Source organism: Planctomycetia bacterium (genome assembly GCA_015075745.1).
In the GTDB taxonomy this organism is placed as follows: domain Bacteria; phylum Planctomycetota; class Phycisphaerae; order UBA1845; family UTPLA1; genus UTPLA1.
The window spans coordinates 1389290-1407223 of the sequence record JABTTW010000001.1 but is presented as its reverse complement, the minus strand read 5'-3'; the positions used below and the strand labels follow the sequence as shown (position 1 = coordinate 1407223).

The 17934-nt window shown below is 61.1% G+C and carries 13 protein-coding genes; 5 read left to right on the top strand and 8 right to left on the bottom strand.

The window, feature by feature from the left end:
• Positions 1–125 precede the first annotated feature (125 nt).
• Positions 126–1220, top strand: a complete 1095-nt coding sequence (locus tag HS101_05510) for an MBL fold metallo-hydrolase (protein ID MBE7505730.1) — start codon at positions 126–128, stop codon at positions 1218–1220.
• Positions 1221–1292: 72 nt separating this feature from the next.
• On the opposite strand, the gene HS101_05505 is transcribed toward HS101_05510, so the two are convergent.
• Positions 1293–2135 (bottom strand): thermonuclease family protein, encoded by an 843-nt coding sequence (locus tag HS101_05505; protein ID MBE7505729.1) that lies wholly within the window; start codon positions 2133–2135, stop codon positions 1293–1295.
• A 331-nt stretch (positions 2136–2466) separates the two neighbouring features.
• On the opposite strand from HS101_05505, the gene HS101_05500 reads away from it, so the two are divergent.
• Complete coding sequence (locus tag HS101_05500) at positions 2467–4926, top strand: DNA translocase FtsK 4TM domain-containing protein (protein ID MBE7505728.1); 2460 nt, start codon at positions 2467–2469, stop codon at positions 4924–4926.
• A 37-nt stretch (positions 4927–4963) separates the two neighbouring features.
• On the opposite strand, the gene HS101_05495 is transcribed toward HS101_05500, so the two are convergent.
• Together HS101_05495 and HS101_05490 are read right to left on the bottom strand one after the other, a co-directional pair.
• Entirely contained in the window at positions 4964–5218 is a 255-nt protein-coding gene (locus HS101_05495) for a hypothetical protein (GenBank protein MBE7505727.1), read from the bottom strand.
• A 144-nt stretch (positions 5219–5362) separates the two neighbouring features.
• The gene (locus tag HS101_05490; protein MBE7505726.1) at positions 5363–6826 is read right to left on the bottom strand and encodes a hypothetical protein; all 1464 of its coding nucleotides are present in this window, start codon (positions 6824–6826) and stop codon (positions 5363–5365) included.
• Between the two features lie 292 nt (positions 6827–7118).
• Here HS101_05490 and HS101_05485 point away from each other — a divergent pair, with 292 nt between their 5' ends.
• Positions 7119–7634, top strand: a complete 516-nt coding sequence (locus tag HS101_05485) for an O-acetyl-ADP-ribose deacetylase (protein ID MBE7505725.1) — start codon at positions 7119–7121, stop codon at positions 7632–7634.
• Between the two features lie 12 nt (positions 7635–7646).
• Here HS101_05485 and HS101_05480 read toward each other — a convergent pair whose 3' ends face one another.
• The 4 genes from HS101_05480 to HS101_05465 form a co-directional block, all read right to left on the bottom strand.
• Positions 7647–9563 (bottom strand): tetratricopeptide repeat protein, encoded by a 1917-nt coding sequence (locus HS101_05480; GenBank protein ID MBE7505724.1) that lies wholly within the window; start codon positions 9561–9563, stop codon positions 7647–7649.
• 7 nt (positions 9564–9570) lie between these two features.
• Positions 9571–11715 carry a tetratricopeptide repeat protein gene (locus HS101_05475; protein MBE7505723.1) on the bottom strand — a complete coding sequence of 715 codons (2145 nt, stop codon included), beginning with the start codon at positions 11713–11715 and terminating at the stop codon, positions 9571–9573.
• 175 nt (positions 11716–11890) lie between these two features.
• Positions 11891–12610 (bottom strand): PEP-CTERM sorting domain-containing protein, encoded by a 720-nt coding sequence (locus tag HS101_05470; protein ID MBE7505722.1) that lies wholly within the window; start codon positions 12608–12610, stop codon positions 11891–11893.
• Positions 12611–12954: 344 nt separating this feature from the next.
• Entirely contained in the window at positions 12955–14415 is a 1461-nt protein-coding gene (locus tag HS101_05465) for a glycosyltransferase family 2 protein (GenBank protein ID MBE7505721.1), read from the bottom strand.
• 27 nt (positions 14416–14442) lie between these two features.
• Here HS101_05465 and HS101_05460 point away from each other — a divergent pair, with 27 nt between their 5' ends.
• Positions 14443–15588: a saccharopine dehydrogenase family protein gene (locus tag HS101_05460; protein MBE7505720.1), complete on the top strand. Its 1146-nt coding sequence runs from the start codon at positions 14443–14445 to the stop codon at positions 15586–15588.
• A 21-nt stretch (positions 15589–15609) separates the two neighbouring features.
• On the opposite strand, the gene HS101_05455 is transcribed toward HS101_05460, so the two are convergent.
• Positions 15610–16017 (bottom strand): hypothetical protein, encoded by a 408-nt coding sequence (locus HS101_05455; GenBank protein ID MBE7505719.1) that lies wholly within the window; start codon positions 16015–16017, stop codon positions 15610–15612.
• Positions 16018–16543: 526 nt separating this feature from the next.
• Here HS101_05455 and HS101_05450 point away from each other — a divergent pair.
• On the top strand, positions 16544–17926 hold the full coding sequence (locus HS101_05450) for a HAMP domain-containing histidine kinase (protein MBE7505718.1): 1383 nt from the start codon (positions 16544–16546) through the stop codon (positions 17924–17926).
• Positions 17927–17934: the final 8 nt, after the last annotated feature.

Here is a 17934-nt window from a genome sequence, read left to right as displayed (position 1 = left end):
ACCTGAAGGCCGTCGGGCATCGGGCCGCACCCCATGACGAGAGGGCTTCGCCGCAATCGCGGCGGTCTCGTGCGATCCTCCGGCCGATTCATGTCGTGGGCCGTTTTCACGGTCAGGAGGGAACCATGTTCCGCAGTATCACTTCATGGGGCGCCTGCTTTGCGCTGTTTGTGTCCGGACTCGCGCAGGCCGCCGAGCCGCCGACGCACAAGACGCCCATCTCCGAGGTCCAGCTCAATCGCGACCATCTCCGTGTCCACTTCATCGACGTGAGTGGGGGGTTGGCGATGCTGGTGCAGACGCCCGACGACGGCGTGCGAATATTCATCGACGGCGGTATCAGCGGTCTCGACGACATGGTTCGATACGTGCGGCATTTCGTGCCGACATCCAAGCCGATCAACATCGCCATTGTAACTCATCCCGATTCCGACCACTACTACGGCATGTTCAAGATCTTCAAGACCTACGACGTGGAGCAATTCTGGAACACCGGCTACACCAGTCCGCCCATTGAGAAGTCCAACTCGAAATGGCAGGCCATGCTCAGCGCGGTTCGCAGCGAGGAGGATTGCAAGATTTACATGCCCATCTCCGACTGGGTATCGCCCGGCGACCTGGAGATCATCGACGACTGCGGCACGACGACGGCGAAAGATGACATCTGCGTGCGATACCTCAACGTCGATGCTCAGCCGCCGAAGATCGACCCGAAGACCAATCGCCGCTACCGCGAGGCCGAACAGCGAAACAACGCGTCGCTCGTATTTCGGCTGATCTACGGCGACGTCTCATTCCTCATCACCGGCGACATCAACGGCCGGCCGCTGAAGCTGCAGAATCCAGTCCCCGATGAATTCGTCGAAAGCGAAGAGGCCGACATGCTGGACATGATGAAGTTGCTGCCCGAGAAGTGCTCTCTCAAGTCCACCGTGCTACAGGTGGCTCACCACGGTTCTGAGGGTGCCAGCGCCCTGCCGTTCCTGGAGGCAGTCGATCCCGAGTGGGCGGTCATTCCCGCCGGCGAAGCGCATGAGCATCCCCACGAAGGCTCGATCAAGCGCCTCAAAAAGGCCGGAGTAAAGCCCGACCACATCCTTCGCACCGACGAAGGCGACCAGTCGGGCCGAGGCGACGAGCCCCCGGCCGACGACAGCTTCATCTTTGAGACGGACGGACGAACGATCACAAAGGTCTGGTGGGTGGAGATGGAAGAGTAAGCAGGCGACGGTGAACCATCCGCGCGGCTGCGCGCTACCTGCGCGTGCGCCGCGCGGTCCGTCGCCGCTCGCCTATTGAAGATCGCGCGGCGGATAGGTCGCGACGACATTCGGGATTTCAACCAGGATCTGCGGCTGATCGCCTTCCATGGAAAGCGGACCGTTGAAGTACAGGTAGTTCTGCTTTCCGGCGCCAATGTGATGCCTGGCGAGATAACGGGCGAAGATTCGCATCGACAACGGAAAGAACGCGCACAAGGGCCGACTCGGATTCCCAAGCTGCACAAGCGACGCCCCGTCCGCCAGCGGAAACAGATTCGTCGCGTCAGCGAAAATGACCGATGGCGCGTTGACTGCTGCGCGCTTGACGATCTCATCGTAGTCCAGCCGGGCGTCCAGAATGTCCTCGCCCATCGCGGCGGCGTGCCGGCAGCGCTCCACCTGTCCGGCGCGCAGCAGCCACCAGCGCTTGCGTTTCCAGTATGTCTCGGCATGCGCGCCGCCCCAGATGCCGAGCCCCTCGCGGATGGCCCAGCGCTCCGCATCCTCCAGTTCCTCGCAATAAGAACTGGGGTGTCCGTACTTCTCAAAGCAGGGGGACCATCCCTCGCGAACCATCCGGACGCAGATGTTCGCGCCGCGGATGAAGAGGTGCCCCAACAGGCATCCGGAATTGCTGACCACCGACTCGGCCGGAAGCTCGACCTCCGCCTCCCGCGCCTCGCCCAAAACCTCGCTACGCAGCCAGGAGAGGGTCTGGCGTCCGAAATTTGTCGGTCTGCGTCCCGAGGCCTCGGTTGCGCTCTCCGGGGCGACATCCATCAGGCGGATTCGGCGCGGGCTGCCCTCCCACTCAATAAGGTAAGTGTGCGTGTCGACCGGCTGGGTGAGTGCGCAGCTACGGCGCTTCGACATGCCCGCCTCCTGCCGTAAAAAATGCTCAGAGCCCTGAATCACACTCCCGGTCCGAAGTGCTGGGTTGAGCATAACAATTTGTTCGACTGGAATCAAGAAATTCGACGGACTTCGCGCGCTTCAGCGCCGCATTTCGTCGCGCCGTTTGGGTTGAGCGATGGGCAATGTTCGGTCGATAGTACTGAAAAGGCCGATTGCGGCATGCCGGGCGCTGAAAATGCGCGCCGGTCCTTGATTTTTTTCTCGCCATCCATCCGGCGATCGCAATCGGCGGGAAGCGATGAATCAAAGCTCTGGAGAATTCGTAAGCGGGGGATAAACGGGGATCATTGTGACGCTCTTTCCTCAACATGCCGCGACCCTTCGCAACTCGCGCTCCGTCGCGGCCCTTGTGCTGTGCGCATTCGCATGGGTGGCCATCCTGACGTTTGACGTCAACGACTGGCCGAATTCCGCCGTCTGGCCCCAGCCTGATCCGGTCCTCAACGGCTGCGGTCGGGCCGGCGCCTGGTTTTCCTTCCACCTCCTTCACTATCTCGGTGACGGAGTCTATCCCCTTCTGCTGCTCGTCTCGGCGGCGGCCGTCCTGCAACTCATGCGGCGATCCATTCCCTCGCCCGCCATGCGATTGATCGGACTCACCCTTCTGGTCACGGCCGCGGCTGCCGGCGGTGCGTTGCTCCACCCGAACGCTCGGGAGGGACTTGTCGAGGGACACGGCGGAATCCTCGGCATTGCATTTGCCGCGATGCTCAAGGACGCCTTCTCACTCTGGGGGGCCGCGGTGGTCATCTCCGCCGTATTCACCCTCGGCGTCGTCCTCGCCGCCGATGACCTGCTCGTCAAAGTCCCAACATTCTTCGAATGGGTCGCCTCGTTTGCCCGGCGAGCGACTTCCACCGTCGGCGCCGCGGGTCGTATCGGTCCGAAGCTCACGCCGGTCATGATCGGGGCGGGCAACCTGAGCTCCGGCGCCTTCGACTCACCCTCCCAGCCGTCGGCACAAGCGCTTGACGAGCCCGACGACGAAGATGACGCCGTACCTGAAGCGAAGGAGGAGGACTCAGAATCTGAAGGCGATGACGCCGAGGCCCCGCCCAAACGAACACCTGAGCGCGAACTGATCATCCGCATGCTGGGCAAGGACCGCGTCGAAGGCAAGCAGCCGAAGAACGCCTGGCCGGCGGAATTGGGCGACTACGTCCTACCACCGCTGTCCATCCTCCGCGATCCGGAGGGCAGATACTCCGCGAGCCAGGAAGGGCTGGTCCGCGATCAGGCGGCCATTCTGGAGCGCACCCTCGCCGAGTTTCGCATTGAAGTGAAGGTTGTCGAGATCGACACCGGCCCCGTCATCACCATGTTCGAGCTGGAGCTCTCCGCCGGCACCAAGGTCAGCCAGATCAATTCGCTCGCCAACGACATCGCCCGCGCGCTGAAGGCCCCGGCCGTCCGCGTCGTCGCGCCGATCCCCGGCAAGAACACCATCGGCATTGAAGTTCCCAACATCAACAAAGAGAAGGTCCGCCTCAAGGAACTCATCATGCTCGGCGGCGTCAAGCCGACCAAGATGGCCCTGCCTATCTTCATGGGCAAGAACGCCAGCGGCGATCCGCTTATTGCCGACATCGCCACTATGCCGCACCTTCTCGTCGCGGGCACCACCGGCAGCGGCAAGAGCGTCTCAATTAACACGCTCATCATGTCCGTCCTGATGACCCAGCGGCCGGACCACGTGAAACTCATTCTCGTCGATCCCAAGATGGTCGAACTCTCCATCTTCAAGGACATCCCGCACCTGATGTGTCCGATCGTCACCGACATGCAGCGGGCGGAAATGATCCTCCAGTGGGCGACGACGAAGATGGACGAGCGTTATGAGCTGCTGGCCGAGGCCGGCGTCCGCGACATCGGCAGCTTCAATCGAATGTCCAAGGATCAGATCTACGAACGATTCGCCCCCACGACCGACGAGGAAAAGCAGCAGATTCCCACGCACCTGCCCTACATCGTCATCGTCATCGACGAATTGGCCGACCTGATGATGACCTCCGGCAAAGAGGTCGAGCACCATCTCTCCCGCCTCGCCCAGAAGAGCCGCGCCGTCGGCATCCACCTGGTCGTCGCCACGCAGCGGCCGCAGGCCAACGTCGTCACCGGCCTCATCAAGAGTAACCTCCCCTGCCGCATGGCGTTTCGCGTCGCCAGCCGCATGGACTCGCGCATCGTCCTCGATCAGAACGGCGCCGAAGTCCTCATGGGCGAGGGCGACATGCTCTTCCTGCCCCCCGGCTCGTCCAAGCTCGTTCGCGCACAGGGCACCTACATCGAGGACGACGAACTCCGCGCCGTCCTCGCCGACTTATCAACCAAGGCCCGGCCCGTCTTCCATCACGAATTGCAGCGCCTCCGCCCGGCCGGCGAAGGTGAGGACTCCGAGCGCGACCCGCTCTTTGACGATGCCGTGTCGATCATTGTCGAGAGTCAGCGCGGAAGCGTCAGCCTGCTGCAGCGGCGTCTGGAAATCGGATACTCGCGCGCCAGTCGCCTCATCGACCAGATGGCCTCGGCCGGAATTGTCGGCGACTACAAGGGCAGCCAGGCGCGGGAAGTCCTGCTCACATCCAAGGAATGGTCGGAGATCCGCAAGCAGCGCGATGACGATGTGGCTCAGGGCGAATTCCGTGCCGACATGGAAGCCGAGGAGGATGACGCCTACGGCACCGCCGACATCGAAGACGACGAAGGCGTGCCCGACCTCATCGAAGGCCGCGCGGACCTGCGCGACTGACGCGTTTTTTTCTCTTCAGCATGACCTCAGCGGTCGGCTAATCCGACGCGGTTTCCAATACGCTTCCCGTTCGCAAATCCAGAATGACAAGGCTGTGCTTGCCGACGACGGCATGAACTTCCCCGTCGTGGATGGTCGCAGACCTGACGCGCGCCTCACCGGCGATCGGCCCGGGCGCGGCTGCGACCGCGTCGGTCTGCCACAAGACGCGCCCGTTGCGCAGCGCCGTGACGAGTCGATCGTTGATTTCAATCGTGACCGCGTCGTCATCGGGCATCGGCGATTCTCGCATTGCGGAAGCCTCCGGCCGAAGTGAGCGATCCGCCGCCCGCTCTCGCTCTGCGCACGAGACGGCGATGACCGCGAGCGCGAGGCAAATGCAAGCGCTCGCGATCCGATGAGTTCGCCTCGGCTCTAATGCACGCATATTCAAATGCTACGGCGCCAATTGCGCATCCACGAATCCCGGAACGTCGTCTATCGTTACTGTGTCGGTCATGTCAAAGTCCCCGAAGGGCACAAGATTGATGTCCTGCTCGTCGGACAGGAGAAGATCGACAAACCCCTGGATGTCGAGTCCGTTGACCAGCGCATCGCCGTCCATATCGCCGCGCGGGTGCTCAATCGCGGTCAACTGGAAGTTAAACGATCGTCGCCCGATCTCGACCAGATTGTGCGCCTCCGGGTTGAATCCCATGAGCATCTCCGCCGCAAGCACGTTCTGCAGCGCCGATTGTCGATCGGTCGTCGGCTGGTTTCGTCCCACCACGATCAACTTCTTGGACATATCAATCGTGACTTGCAGGTGATTGCCCTGCGTGGGAGACATCAGCAGCGGTACGTCGATGTTCCAGTTATCTCCCTTGTTGTTCGGGTCGTGCAGGTTCTTCAGCGTGTACGACGTGGAGGCCGGCTGGCCGTTGCCAGGATGGATGAACGTCGCACCGAATTGAATCTGGTCCGGAGCAATGTTGCTCGGCGGCCACGTGTCGCCGACCGTCACCTGGAAAGGCGGCGGCGGCGGGGGGGTCAAGACCCCACCCGGATAAGTCTCGCCGACCGTCGTCGGGGTCATCAGATTATTCGTCCAGACCGCCGGGCTCCAATCCACGACGATGTCCGGTAGTGGAATGACGACATCAAACAGATCGAGAATCCTGAAGTAGAGCTTCTTCGGCCAGATCTCGAATCCGTATCGAAAGCCGTCATGAACGGTAATCACATGCAACGGGTCCGCGCCGGGAACGGTGAATCGGTTTTCGCTGACGATGAACCAGTCCGCCATCCAGGTCGTGTGCGTATTCTTACAGGGCCGCCTGGGCGAATCCCAGAACCACAGGTCGTAAGCGCCGAAACCGTTGGCCCCATTGCTGAACCTCGCCGCCTCCCTATCTGTCTCATAGTAAGGCAGAGGCATCCCGCCCGGATCATCATTGGGTCGCGGATCGATATACATGCCGCCGACTCCGCCAAGCGGCATGTTTGTCGTAATCTTTTGCGAGAATCGGTAGCTCGGCGCCATGCCGCCGGGAAATGGCGGTGGAAACGACCAACTCGGTCCGGGCACTCCGTCGTTGTATCGCACCTCGATATCCAGTCCATATAGCACGGCGGCATAGACGTCGATCGTCGCGGTGCCTGGCGCGGCAGCGCCGAGCACAACCCCACCCGCGGGAATGACCGGATAGTCCGCCAGAATCTGCGCCCGCAGGCCCGCCGCCGCAGCGCCGCCGGCCGGAAGAGGAACGACAGGCGCTGGATTGAGGATGACCTTGCAGCAATCATCCATCACCATGACCGGCGCGCCGGCCCCGCCCACAATGACAACTGCGGATGTGGGCCCTCCCGCGATCAAGACTATACAAAGCACGAACGCCGCTTTACGTACCTGCGCAGACATTCTGAGTCCTCCTGGTGCGTCCGCAAAGATATGGATTCCGCGCGTGGAGGCGGACAGGCAAAGCTCCGTCGCGCTTCGTAAGGGATAGCGTCTTTGCCCGGAGGAACCGGCAAAAAAATAATGACAATCTGACGGGCCGGTCTCGATATGAATGTATGCCGTCGAACAACAGCCTAAATCTTCCGGCACGCCGGTTTCAAGCGTAATTCGGGTGATTTCCGTTGACCCGCTGTTGAAACCATGTGGAAATCGTAGGATACCCGCTTATTGAGCTTTTCAAGGGGATTGCCGGATGGATCGAATCGAGCTGGTTGAAGGCGACATCACCGAATTGGACTGCGACGCCATCGTCAACGCCGCGAATTCCTCGCTCCTCGGCGGTGGGGGCGTCGATGGGGCCATCCACCGTGCCGCCGGGCCTGAACTCCTCGAAGAATGCCGCACACTCGGCGGCTGTCCGACCGGCGAAGCGAGAATCACCCGCGGTTATCGCCTTCGCGCAAAGCATGTGATCCACACGGTCGGGCCGGTCTATCGCGAAGGGCTGCACGGTGAGCCGGAGCTGCTGCGGTCCTGCTATGAAAGCTCCCTGAGCCTCGCGGTGAAGCACAAGATTCGCTCAATCGCATTTCCGGCGATCAGTTGCGGCGTCTATGGCTATCCACTCGAAGAGGCGGCGCAGGTTGCGCTGGGCGCCACCATCCGCTTCCTTGAAAGTCATGATCAAATCGACAAGGTCATCTTTGTGATGTTCGGCCATCGCCCGCTGGAGGTGTACCAGGCGGCGCTCGCCAAGCTCGCTTCGTGACGCCGCAGCCCGTTATCGCGCGTCGCTCGCCGGCCGCGAAGTGGCCATCGATTCGTATTCCGCTCGCCGATTTTGGAGTCCCTCGACGGCCCGCTTGTCGCCGACCTCCATCGCTTCCTTAATGCACAGGTCCACGAGCTTGATCGCCTCCGACAGACGCCCGGACTCGGCGCAGAGCAGTGCCAATCGCTCCAGCGCCTCGCGCTGTCGTGGATTGAGCGTCAGTGCGTGCCGCAGCCGCGCCTCGGCGAGTTCGTCGTAGCCGTGCTTCATGAGCAGACGACCCATGGCCACGTGGGCATCGGCCCAATCGGGATTCATCTCCAGGGCCGCGAGATACTGCTCCTTCGCCCTCTCGTCTTCGTCCATCCGCTCGTAAGTCACGGCGAGGTAGTAATGACTTTCCCACCGGCCGGGATATTGTTGGATGTCCTTCAAATACTCCGCGACGGCCTCTTCGTTGCGATAGAGCTGGTTATAGATCGCCGCGAGATTGCGATGAACATTCGTGTGCTTCCATCCCAGCTCCAGGCCTCTGTGATACTCCCGAATAGCGTCGTCGAGCCTGCCTTCCCAGTGCAGCGCATGCCCCAGATGCGCGTGCGCGCCGCCGCAGGCGTCATTCACCGCCACGCCGTGAGTCCACAGTGTGAGTGAGTTCCGCCAGACCGAAATCTGCTCGCGCGTCCCAACGATCATCACCGCGAACAAAACGCCGGCCGCCACGGTCGCTTGCAGCCGATAGCGCTCGAAGCCCGCGAAGAACAGATAGCCGAAGAGCATGGCCCACGGCAGACACGCGAGATACGTATATCGATCGGCCGTGATCTGCGGGCCGCGCTGTGTCAGCCCTGAAACCGGCAGAATGATGATGCCGTAGCAGACAGCCGCGGCGATCAGACCCCTCGCCCTTCGGCGTACCAGGAACAGCGAGCAGACAATCAACGCCAGCGCGATCCCGCTGCGAACGGCCAACGGGTGACCGGGCCCGAATCCGGCGGGGAACTCGTAGAGCGGGGTCAATCCCGTCGGCGCCAGCGTCTTGTACGGGTACCACACCAGTGACACACAGACCTGGGCAATTCGCGAGGCCAGGGAGTGCTGCTCCATGGAAGCCACGGCCTCGGACCCGGCGGCGAAGAATGCATTGACGATGGCGACGATCGCCACGGCGAAGAACGGTAGCTTCTCCAGCAGGACGGAGCGATGCCGCAGGTCTGCCCATTCACGAATTCGTCCGAGTTCCAGGCGGCGAAGCGGATACACGTCCAGCAAAAGAAGCACCGCGGGCAGCGTGACCGCGAACTCTTTCCCAAGCAGGGCGAGAATGTAAAACCCGAAAGACGGACCGAGCCGCTTAGCCCACGAGCGCGGTGCGGCACGGTCGTTCCGATTCAACGTCAGATACGCAATCACCGCGAGCACGAAAAAGGGCGTAGCAATCAAGTCAGATCGAGCGCTGGACCACGCGACGGATTCCACTCGCAGAGGGTGAAGCGCGAAGAACAAAGCCGCCGCCGCCCCCCCCATGGCCGTCGATGTCGCATCGCGATCCGGTCGGATGATCCTGAGCAGCACGTAACCGAGATACATGACCAGCACCGAAGTGAGGGCATGGAGCAGTACCTGCGTCTGATGCAGCCGGACATGCAGGTCCTTCATGCCGCTGATGGAATAATCCACCGCGTAACTCAGCCAGTTCAGCGGCTGATAGTGGCCCATGTAATAAGTCGTGAAGCACCAGCGAATATTGTCCAGAGACAAGCCGCGGTAGTTTGTGTGGGTGATGAAATAGTTTTCGTCATCCCAGTTGATCAGCGTGTTATGGATGACAGGTAGGAAGGTCGCCGCGACGAGGCAGAACACCGCGACGGCCAGGAGTCGGCGAGTGACGCGTTCTGATCGGGACCAGTTTAAGAGTTCGGACAAGGACGGCTCATCCACGCGACTCGGAGATGCCGAGTTCTTTCAGGGATTCTCGATCTTCGGCGCTTAAGGCCAGGCAGTCGCGCAGCTTCTCCAGGATTTTCTTCAATTCGGCGGTCAACGCATCGGCTTCGGCCTGATCCTTGCCCGCGAGGGCCTTGCGCAGCGGGTTAAGGACGCTCACCCGCATCCCTTTGTGCTGAAGCGGGTAAGCCGGATTCATCTCATCGCAAATGGTCAACGCCTCGCGAAGTCGGGCGATTCCCGCGTCCTTGTCACCCAGGGCCTCTTCACACTTGGACAGATCCACCAGGCACGAAATCAGCGTGACCGGATCCTGTCGGGTGGACTCTTGCAGGATCTTTATCGCCTCTTCCAGCGAGAACTTGGCCAGGTCGTAGTTTTCCTGTCGCAGTTGCACGCGAGCCAGCGCCGCAAGGGCAAATGCATGCGGCAGCGTGCCCTCGGGATACTTCGATTCCGTGATGCGAAGAATCTCCGAACAAAGCCGCCCGGCCTCCGTGAGTTCGCCGATCTTCTCAAGCGTGCTGGCCAGCGCGATCATCGAGACGGTCGTGTCGCGTTCGCCCTTGCCGTACACAATCGCCGCATCCTCGACCGCCGTGGTCAGAATCTTGCGGCTTTCTGCCAAATCTCCCACTTCCGCGAGCAGCAGACCGAACTGCACCTTGCTGCGAAGTGCGTTCTGGTTGACGCGGCCGGGTCGCTGGCGTTCCCATTCATATAATTGCCTCCGCACTTTGCAGGCGTCATCCAGCATCCGTCTTGCCTGGTAGGCGATCGCAAGCTGGTTGCCCTGAAAGGCCGCCGCCCCATGCTCGCCCTTTTCGTGCAACGTCTTCAGGCGATCGAATGCCCGCCGCATCACTTCTTCGCCTTCCGACTGTTTGTCCGACTCGAGAAGGACCGAGCCCAGCATCGTCAGGTGACTGACCGCGACGGCGTCCGCGGGATTATTTTCTTTCTGATCGTGAGCCACCAGCTCTCGATAAAGCTCGGCCGCCTCGGCGGGCTTGCCAAATTGACGGTAGGCCTGCGCCAGATTGGACATCTCCACCAGCGTGTCTCGATGATCCGGCCCCAGCGAGGCTCGCAGGTTTTCCAGTGCCCGCGAACGCATGGGAATAACTTCTTCCGTCAATCCTCCACGGCTGTAGAGCCATGCCAGATTGCTCAGCGAGATCGCCGCGTCCTTGGATGTCGGACCGAGCACCTGCTCGCGGATGACCAGCGCACGAAGCTTGGCGTTCACCGCCTCCAGAAAGTCACCGCCGGACTTGTAGCCCAGGGCCGTGCCCAGGTTGTCCATCGTTTCCGCCGCCTCGGCGCCTTCGCCCAGCGTGGAGGTGAAGATGTAGAGAGCGCGGCGCAGCGGGGGCTCCGCGAGGTTCGGCTTGCCGCGATAGATATTCAACCATCCCTGACGATCCAGTACGGCAGCCGTACGCGGGTGCGACTTCCCATAGGTCTGCTCGCACAGCTCCAGCGCCCGGGCAAGCTGAGCCTCGGCATCGTCAAGCGCCTGCAACTCCGTCTGCGCATATCCAAGAATGCGAAGCGGTTCGATCAGATCGGGGTGATTGTCCCCCAAGATGGGCTCGCGCTTGGAAATGGCCTTGGCCGCCTCGACGCGGGCCGTGAAAAAATCGCCGTCGCGCACGGCCTGGGCCGCGGCCGCCTCCGCCGAATCGGCCTGACGCAACGTGGCCAGTTCGTCGGGCTTCGCGGACAAATATCGCTCAAGCGCCGTGTACTGAACCGACGCCGTCACATTCATGTAATTAAGCGGGCCAAGCAGTCGGGCGATCACCCGGCCGGCCTTCTCCGCCCGTTCGCGGGCCTCTGCATATTTCCCCTCGGCGCGAAGCTTGGGAATCTCATCGAGCGCCTGCTCGGCCTCGCGAATTTCAGACGCCTCCGTATCACTCAAAGGACTCCCGTCGGTTTTCTTCAGCTCCCGAACAGCGAGCGGCTTCTTGGCTGCCGCCTTCACGAGCTTCGCGTGGGTGGGCCTGCTTGCCTGCGTGGTCGGTGCGGAGGTCGTCGCAGGCAAATCCTCCCGGGCCATGGTCGCTGCGCAGGGCAACACCATCGTCGCGAAGAGGGCAAATCGAATTAGTCGTGCATCCGTCAAGGGATTCTCTCCTGATTCACGCCGAGGGTATTGGTCCGTGCTCCTGTCGCGCTACGCTGGACGATGGGCGTAAAAAGAACACAGGCCGCGAGTATTCATACTACTCGCGGCCTGTGAGGTTCACAATTCTATCGTCCCAACCGCAATTCGCGTCGGGATCAGCGTATGCCGGAAATTACCGGCGGCGGATCAGGCCGACAATGCCCAATCCGAGGAGCAGGGCTGTGCCGGGCTCCGGGATGCAGTTGTAAGCTTCGTTGTAGCTCGTCGCGACACAGGCATTGTCGATGGCCTGAGTTGAGTCACCGGCCGCTTGACGGAGGGCGAACGCATCCAAGGCAACGACAGCCGTACTCACGACGGCGGAGACGCTTGTGCCAGCCTCAGTAGCCTGATCGACCCACAATTTCGTGGCGCCGGTAGCGAGGTCGTATGAGTGAACGACGCGATAAGTCGTGGCGAAGTCCAGCCCTGATCCCCAGGCAACCGCGGCGCTGCTTGTATCGCTGATTGCGAAAGTGAAGTCGCCGGCACCGGCCGGATCAGGAATGACCCAGACGCGGCTGCGGAACGTGGTCGATCCGCCGATCATCATGTGAGCGAAATAGACGTCGAGGTTCCCGTTATCAACAGAGACGTCGAAGGCGGAATAGAGCGTGCCGGTCGCTGAACCGAAACCTCTGTTCGCATCTTCGCGCGAGCCGCCGCCCTGAGCGAGTTGGGCAACGCCGGCGTTGACTTGAATGAAGCTGCCGGAGCCGCTGTGGTTGGTCCAGCCGCCATTGGGAACGAGATTGCCGTTCGCGTAGCTAAAGGGCTCATTCATGAGCAGTGAGCCATACGACGGTGTGGCAAGAAGCGCCACGACTGCGAGTGCTAGTACAAAGTTCTTCATAATCGCTGTCCTCTCCTAAAAATTTCTGGCCCCACGCCTGAATACAGGCATGAGCGATGGAGCGAATTCCACGGCGCTCCTAGAAAACCATGATGACCTGGGGGGTACCGCTCACCCCTCCTCCATGTTCTTTCCAAGCCCCATACTACCCTTTTTGAGCTTTCAATTGCAAGGCCGGGAAGCTTAGAAATCGCTGATTAACAGAGTCTTATCGAGGCAGAAACACCCATTAACTACTCACAGACATCCCCGGTTGAGGACCGGGTTTTCGCTGGTTTTCGGACATTCCACGTAAGTCAGGCCCATTAAGGCACTCCTCGCTATTTGGTGATTTCTCGGGGGTCCTAAACGGCTTTGGCGGGTGGGTGCGTGACACCGCCGGTGGCACCGGGAGACCGTAGAATTCTCGTCTCCTCGCCCGAAACCATCTCATAAGTTCTTCCTCGCCAGTTAATTACACGACCCCGCATGGACGCCATGAAAAGAAGCTGGTGGACGATCCCGATCAGCAGGGCCCCGCCGATGTCCCAGGCGGTATCCCGCCAGGTCAAATCCGGCGGGCCGAGGACCTTCTTCACCGCCGACTGCCTCAATGCCGCCCGTCCCACCGTCGTCAGGGAGATGATTCCCCAAAGCCCTGCGGAGATGGCCAGGATCGCCGGTGACCCGAACAGCCCGAGTGCCGCCCCAACGCATAGCACCGCCGCCACCGTGCCGCCCAACATGAAACTCTGACACAAGAAAAAGCCCGACCACCAAAGGCGCGGGGCCCCGATCCGCGTAATGGTGAGCTGGCGTACCGCAAATTCCCAAAAGCCCCGAAGCGTGGTTTGATCGTGACTCGGTATCAGCGCCTGCGGCACGAAGACGATCCGAAGCTCGGCCTCCTTGATCGCCATGGTGACCTGCAAGTCATCCGACAAGGCCCGATCCCAGCGCTCGGCAACGCGCAGCGAATCAAAGCGCTCCCGCAAAATGGCCGTTGCCCCGCCCCAGCAAAACCGCGTCCGCTCCTGCTCGAACAGGGTCAGGCTCGCAGCGTTCCAGACGGATCGAACGCCGTTGGCGATTCCCCCTTTCGCACAGTACCAGCGAAATCCCGTCGCCGCCCCGACCGACTCATCGGACAGCGGCGCGACCATGTGACCCAGCCAGTCATCCCCCGGCACCGCGTCGGAGTCGAGAAAAATCAGCACCTTTCGATCGGCCGACACCTGCTTCAACGCGGCAAGCAGGTTGTGCACCTTCTGTGACCGCGCGTCAGCCGATCCGGCGACGACGAGTCTGTACGGCGGGGCCCCCCAGCCGCGCGTCCACTCCACCACCGCCGCATACGCCGGGTCGGACTGCGACTCAAAGGTGAAAATGACTTCATAGTCGTTGTAATTCTGTCGCGCGAGCTGTTCGACCGTCCGGTGCAGGTACTCATCGACGCCGCAGCAAGGCAGGATGACGGCAAGCGGAGGCTGAAAAGTGAAACGGCCCGCGGAATCCAGTTGCCGCCGGCCGCGCGCCACCGCCGTCTTGACCTCCCTGAGAAATCGCCAACCGGCGATGACCCCCAAGACTCCCTGAACGCACGAAAGGAGGCAAGTGGCCAACAGCGCAAGATATACCCAGTGAATGTCCATGAAGCGCGATGCATACCGCCCGGTAGACCGAAAGCTGTCGCCTCCCAAAACGTACCGGGTGATCGGGGGGGCGGCGACATGATAGCGTCGATCACCGACGGGGCCACCGGACCGGCGGATCTCGCCGGATCGGGTCACCTGATAGAATGCCCTCGCCGACTTACTGGAAGTCACTGAATCCTCGTTGCGATTGGATCATTCATGGACAAGAAAAAAGCAGTCGTCCTCGGTTGCGGGCTCGTTGGCGCGACGATGGCCCGGGACATGGCGAGCGATCCCGATTTCATTGTGACCGCACTCGACGCCAATGAAGCCAATCTGGCGCGCCTCTCCGGAGTCGAGAATCTCATCACCCACAAGGCCGACCTCGGCTCTCCCGAAGTGCTGATTAAGGCCATCGAACAGGCCGACGTCGTCCTCGGCGCGATGCCCAGCAAGTTGGGCTTCATGGTGCTCCGAACCGTCATCGAAGCCGGCAAGCCCTTCGCCGACATTTCATTCATGGTCGAAGATCAGACCGAATTGAACGACCTCGCGAAAGAACGCGGCGTCACCGCCGTCGTCGATTGCGGCGTCGCGCCCGGTCTGGCGAATCTGGTCATCGGCCACATAGCATCTCAATTGGATGTGACCGATCGCGTCGTCTATTACGTCGGCGGCCTTCCGAAACAACCCGCCTGGCCCTACCAGTACAAGGCCCCGTTCGCCCCCGCTGACGTCATTGAGGAATACACCCGCCCGGCGCGGATGATCGAAAACGGAAACCACGTCGTGAAGCCGGCCCTTTCCGATGCCGAGCGTATCGAGTTTCCCATCGTCGGTGAACTCGAGGCATTCAACACCGACGGCCTGCGGACCCTTATCAAAAACATTAATGCCCCGAACATGGTCGAAAAGACGCTGCGCTATCCCGGTCACATCGAATTGATGGCCGTCCTTCGCGAGACGGGCCTTTTCGGCAAGGACGAGATCGAGATTCGCGGCGTCAAAGTCCGCCCGCTCGATGTGACCTCGAAGCTCCTCTTCCCCATGTGGACTTATAAACTTGGCGAAGAGGAATTTACGATCCTCAGAGTGGTCGTCGATGGCCGAAAGGGCGGCCGCGCCGTGCGACACACCTACGATCTATACGATGAATATGATCATGCGACCGCGCAAACATCCATGGCCAGAACCACCGCGTTCCCCTGCGCCATCGTCGCCAGAATGCTCGCCCGGAGCGAGATAGCCCAGCCCGGAGTCCTGCCGCCGGAGCTCTTGGGCATGCAATCGGGCATGCTCGAGCGAATGACCAGCGAACTGGCCGCGCGTAGCGTGAATCTGAAATCGACGCAGACTTTTCTTTGATGACTTCGGTGCGTCGAATCGTTATGCAGCGCTGCGGCGCGGCATCATCCCCATCAGTGTCTTGTTCGTTCGGTAGAGTCTGACCGCCGCCTCCGGCTGACCATGCAGCCCGGCGATCTCGCAAATCTCCGGCAGTTGTCTGGCGACCTGTACCAGTCCGGCGATGATCGGCGTCCACTCCGGGCCGAACCGCTGCACCCGACTGAAATCGAACACAATTCGAAAGGGCCCATCCGGGCGATTCAGGCCGATGATCTTCTCGACCATCATCGTCATCGCCGCGGGCTTCAGCTCTTCACCCACCGGGCGAACTCGGATGCAATCCGGTTCCGCGACAATCTCCCACTGCGAGATCAGCGACGCTGCATCGTCGAATTGACGCATCCGCGACTTGCCTCGGCCGAACAGTCTTGCAAAGTTCCAGGACATCTCTCACCTCGCGGTGCGGCAAAATGGTTCGCCGCGAATCAGTCTCGCCATCCGGGTCAATCCCATCTCGTCCAATGGGCTGCCACTCAATAGAGGTACCCGGCTGACCGCCGAATCTTCCCGGCGAATCGCAAAAATTTTGAATTCCTCAAATCTCACCTGGGAGGGTATCAACCTGGCTCATGTCAGGACTACGTCGCCGCCGCCCTTGAGGGGCCAATCGATCCGATAATGACGACCCCATTGTCGCCGTACCCTTTCCATTCTCGAACCTGGCACGCGGAATGCTCCTTGTCTATGCAGGAAGGACCCATTCTCAGGTTCGGCATTTTGCCCAACCCTCGGCTAACGGGGCACTTATGAGCCTCTTAGACGAGAAGTTGTCCTAACGGAGGCGACTCGGAAGCTGCTAGAATAGAGGGATACCGCACAGGATTTGTGTGAATACGCACAGTTCTGTGCAGGCGGTCCGGCGTCGTTCGATCGCGAAATCGACGCCTTGAGCCGCGGTTGTGGAGATTCGCAGGTGTCCCGAATTCGCTCTTACCACGTTTGCCTCCTGCTTGCGCTTTTCAATGCGGTCGTCATTCTGCTGACGCTCCAGGTGCACAGCGAAACGACCCGCGATGCGGAGTTGCTGATCGAAAAGGCGGGTGAGCATGATGAACATTCAAAGTGGCTGCAACGTGCCGAGGAGCGGATCGTGAGGCTCAACGCGCCGGCCACCGAAGTCTTCCTGACTCAGGCCGTTGATGATTGCGCCAGTCGATTCGCATTCGAAAAAGTCCGCATGATCGACGTTATTAACGAAGGCCGGGAGATCAGGCAGCTCGGCCCGCTCCCCGAAGACGCCATCAACCAGATCTTCGAATCCGGCGATCAACTCTTCGAGGAATACGCCGTTCTCACCGATAAGTCCGCCGACGAGCAATCGCGGCACGAGGCCACGCGCCGCGCCGGCTGGGCCATGGCGAAGATGGACGCCGCACAGCGCGAAGCATTGACCGCCCTCGGCATCATTGAGAGCCGCAATACCGCCCTGCGCGACGAAATGCTACTCATTCACCAGCGCGATCTGGAAAAGCGCGCACGCGACGAACGCTACCTCATCGCCGCCGTCCTCGTCATCCTGGTGGGCATTCTCGGTTTCGGCAGACGTCTCTACTTGACCGAGCGATCTCTCGACATCGAGCGCCGGCGCCTTCGCGAGGAGCGCCGCGAACGCCTCGCCGCCGTCGGAGAGCTCTGTTCCAGCGTCGCCCACGGCATTCGCAATCCGCTCGCGGGAATTCGAAGCTCCGCCCAGTTAACTCTGCAACTCGGCCAACTCGATCCCGCCTCGCGCACGCGCCTACAGGACGTGCTCGAAGAAGGCCGACGACTCGGCGACCGTGTCACCGGCCTGCTGGCCCTCTCCCGCGCCACCGCCGATGGATTTGCCGCGATCAATCTCACACAGGTCATCAAGTCCGCGACCGATGGGCTTGCCTCCGAGCTGACCAATCGCGGCATCGCCCTCGACTTGCAGTTGCCGCAAAGCGAGGTAACGCTTCAGGGCGACCAGGCCCAGCTCGAACAAGTCGTGATCGAACTAATCTCCAATGCGATGGATCATTCGAATTCCGGTGATCGCATTGTCGTGAGCTGCGAGCGACCCAATGCCAACGGTCGCATTGAAATCGCCGTGCAGGATCAGGGATCAGGCGTCAGCGACGAATTGAAGGACAACCTGTTTGACTTATTCATGACGACCAAGCCCGGCGGAACCGGGATCGGGTTGGCCACGGCGCGGCGCTACGCTCGACTACATGGGGGCGATGTTCGCCTCGCATCCTCTCAGAAGGGGGCTCGTTTTGTGGTGGATTTACCGTCAGTGGCGGTGAACAAGGGTGAAGACGTCGGGCCGTAACGGTCCTC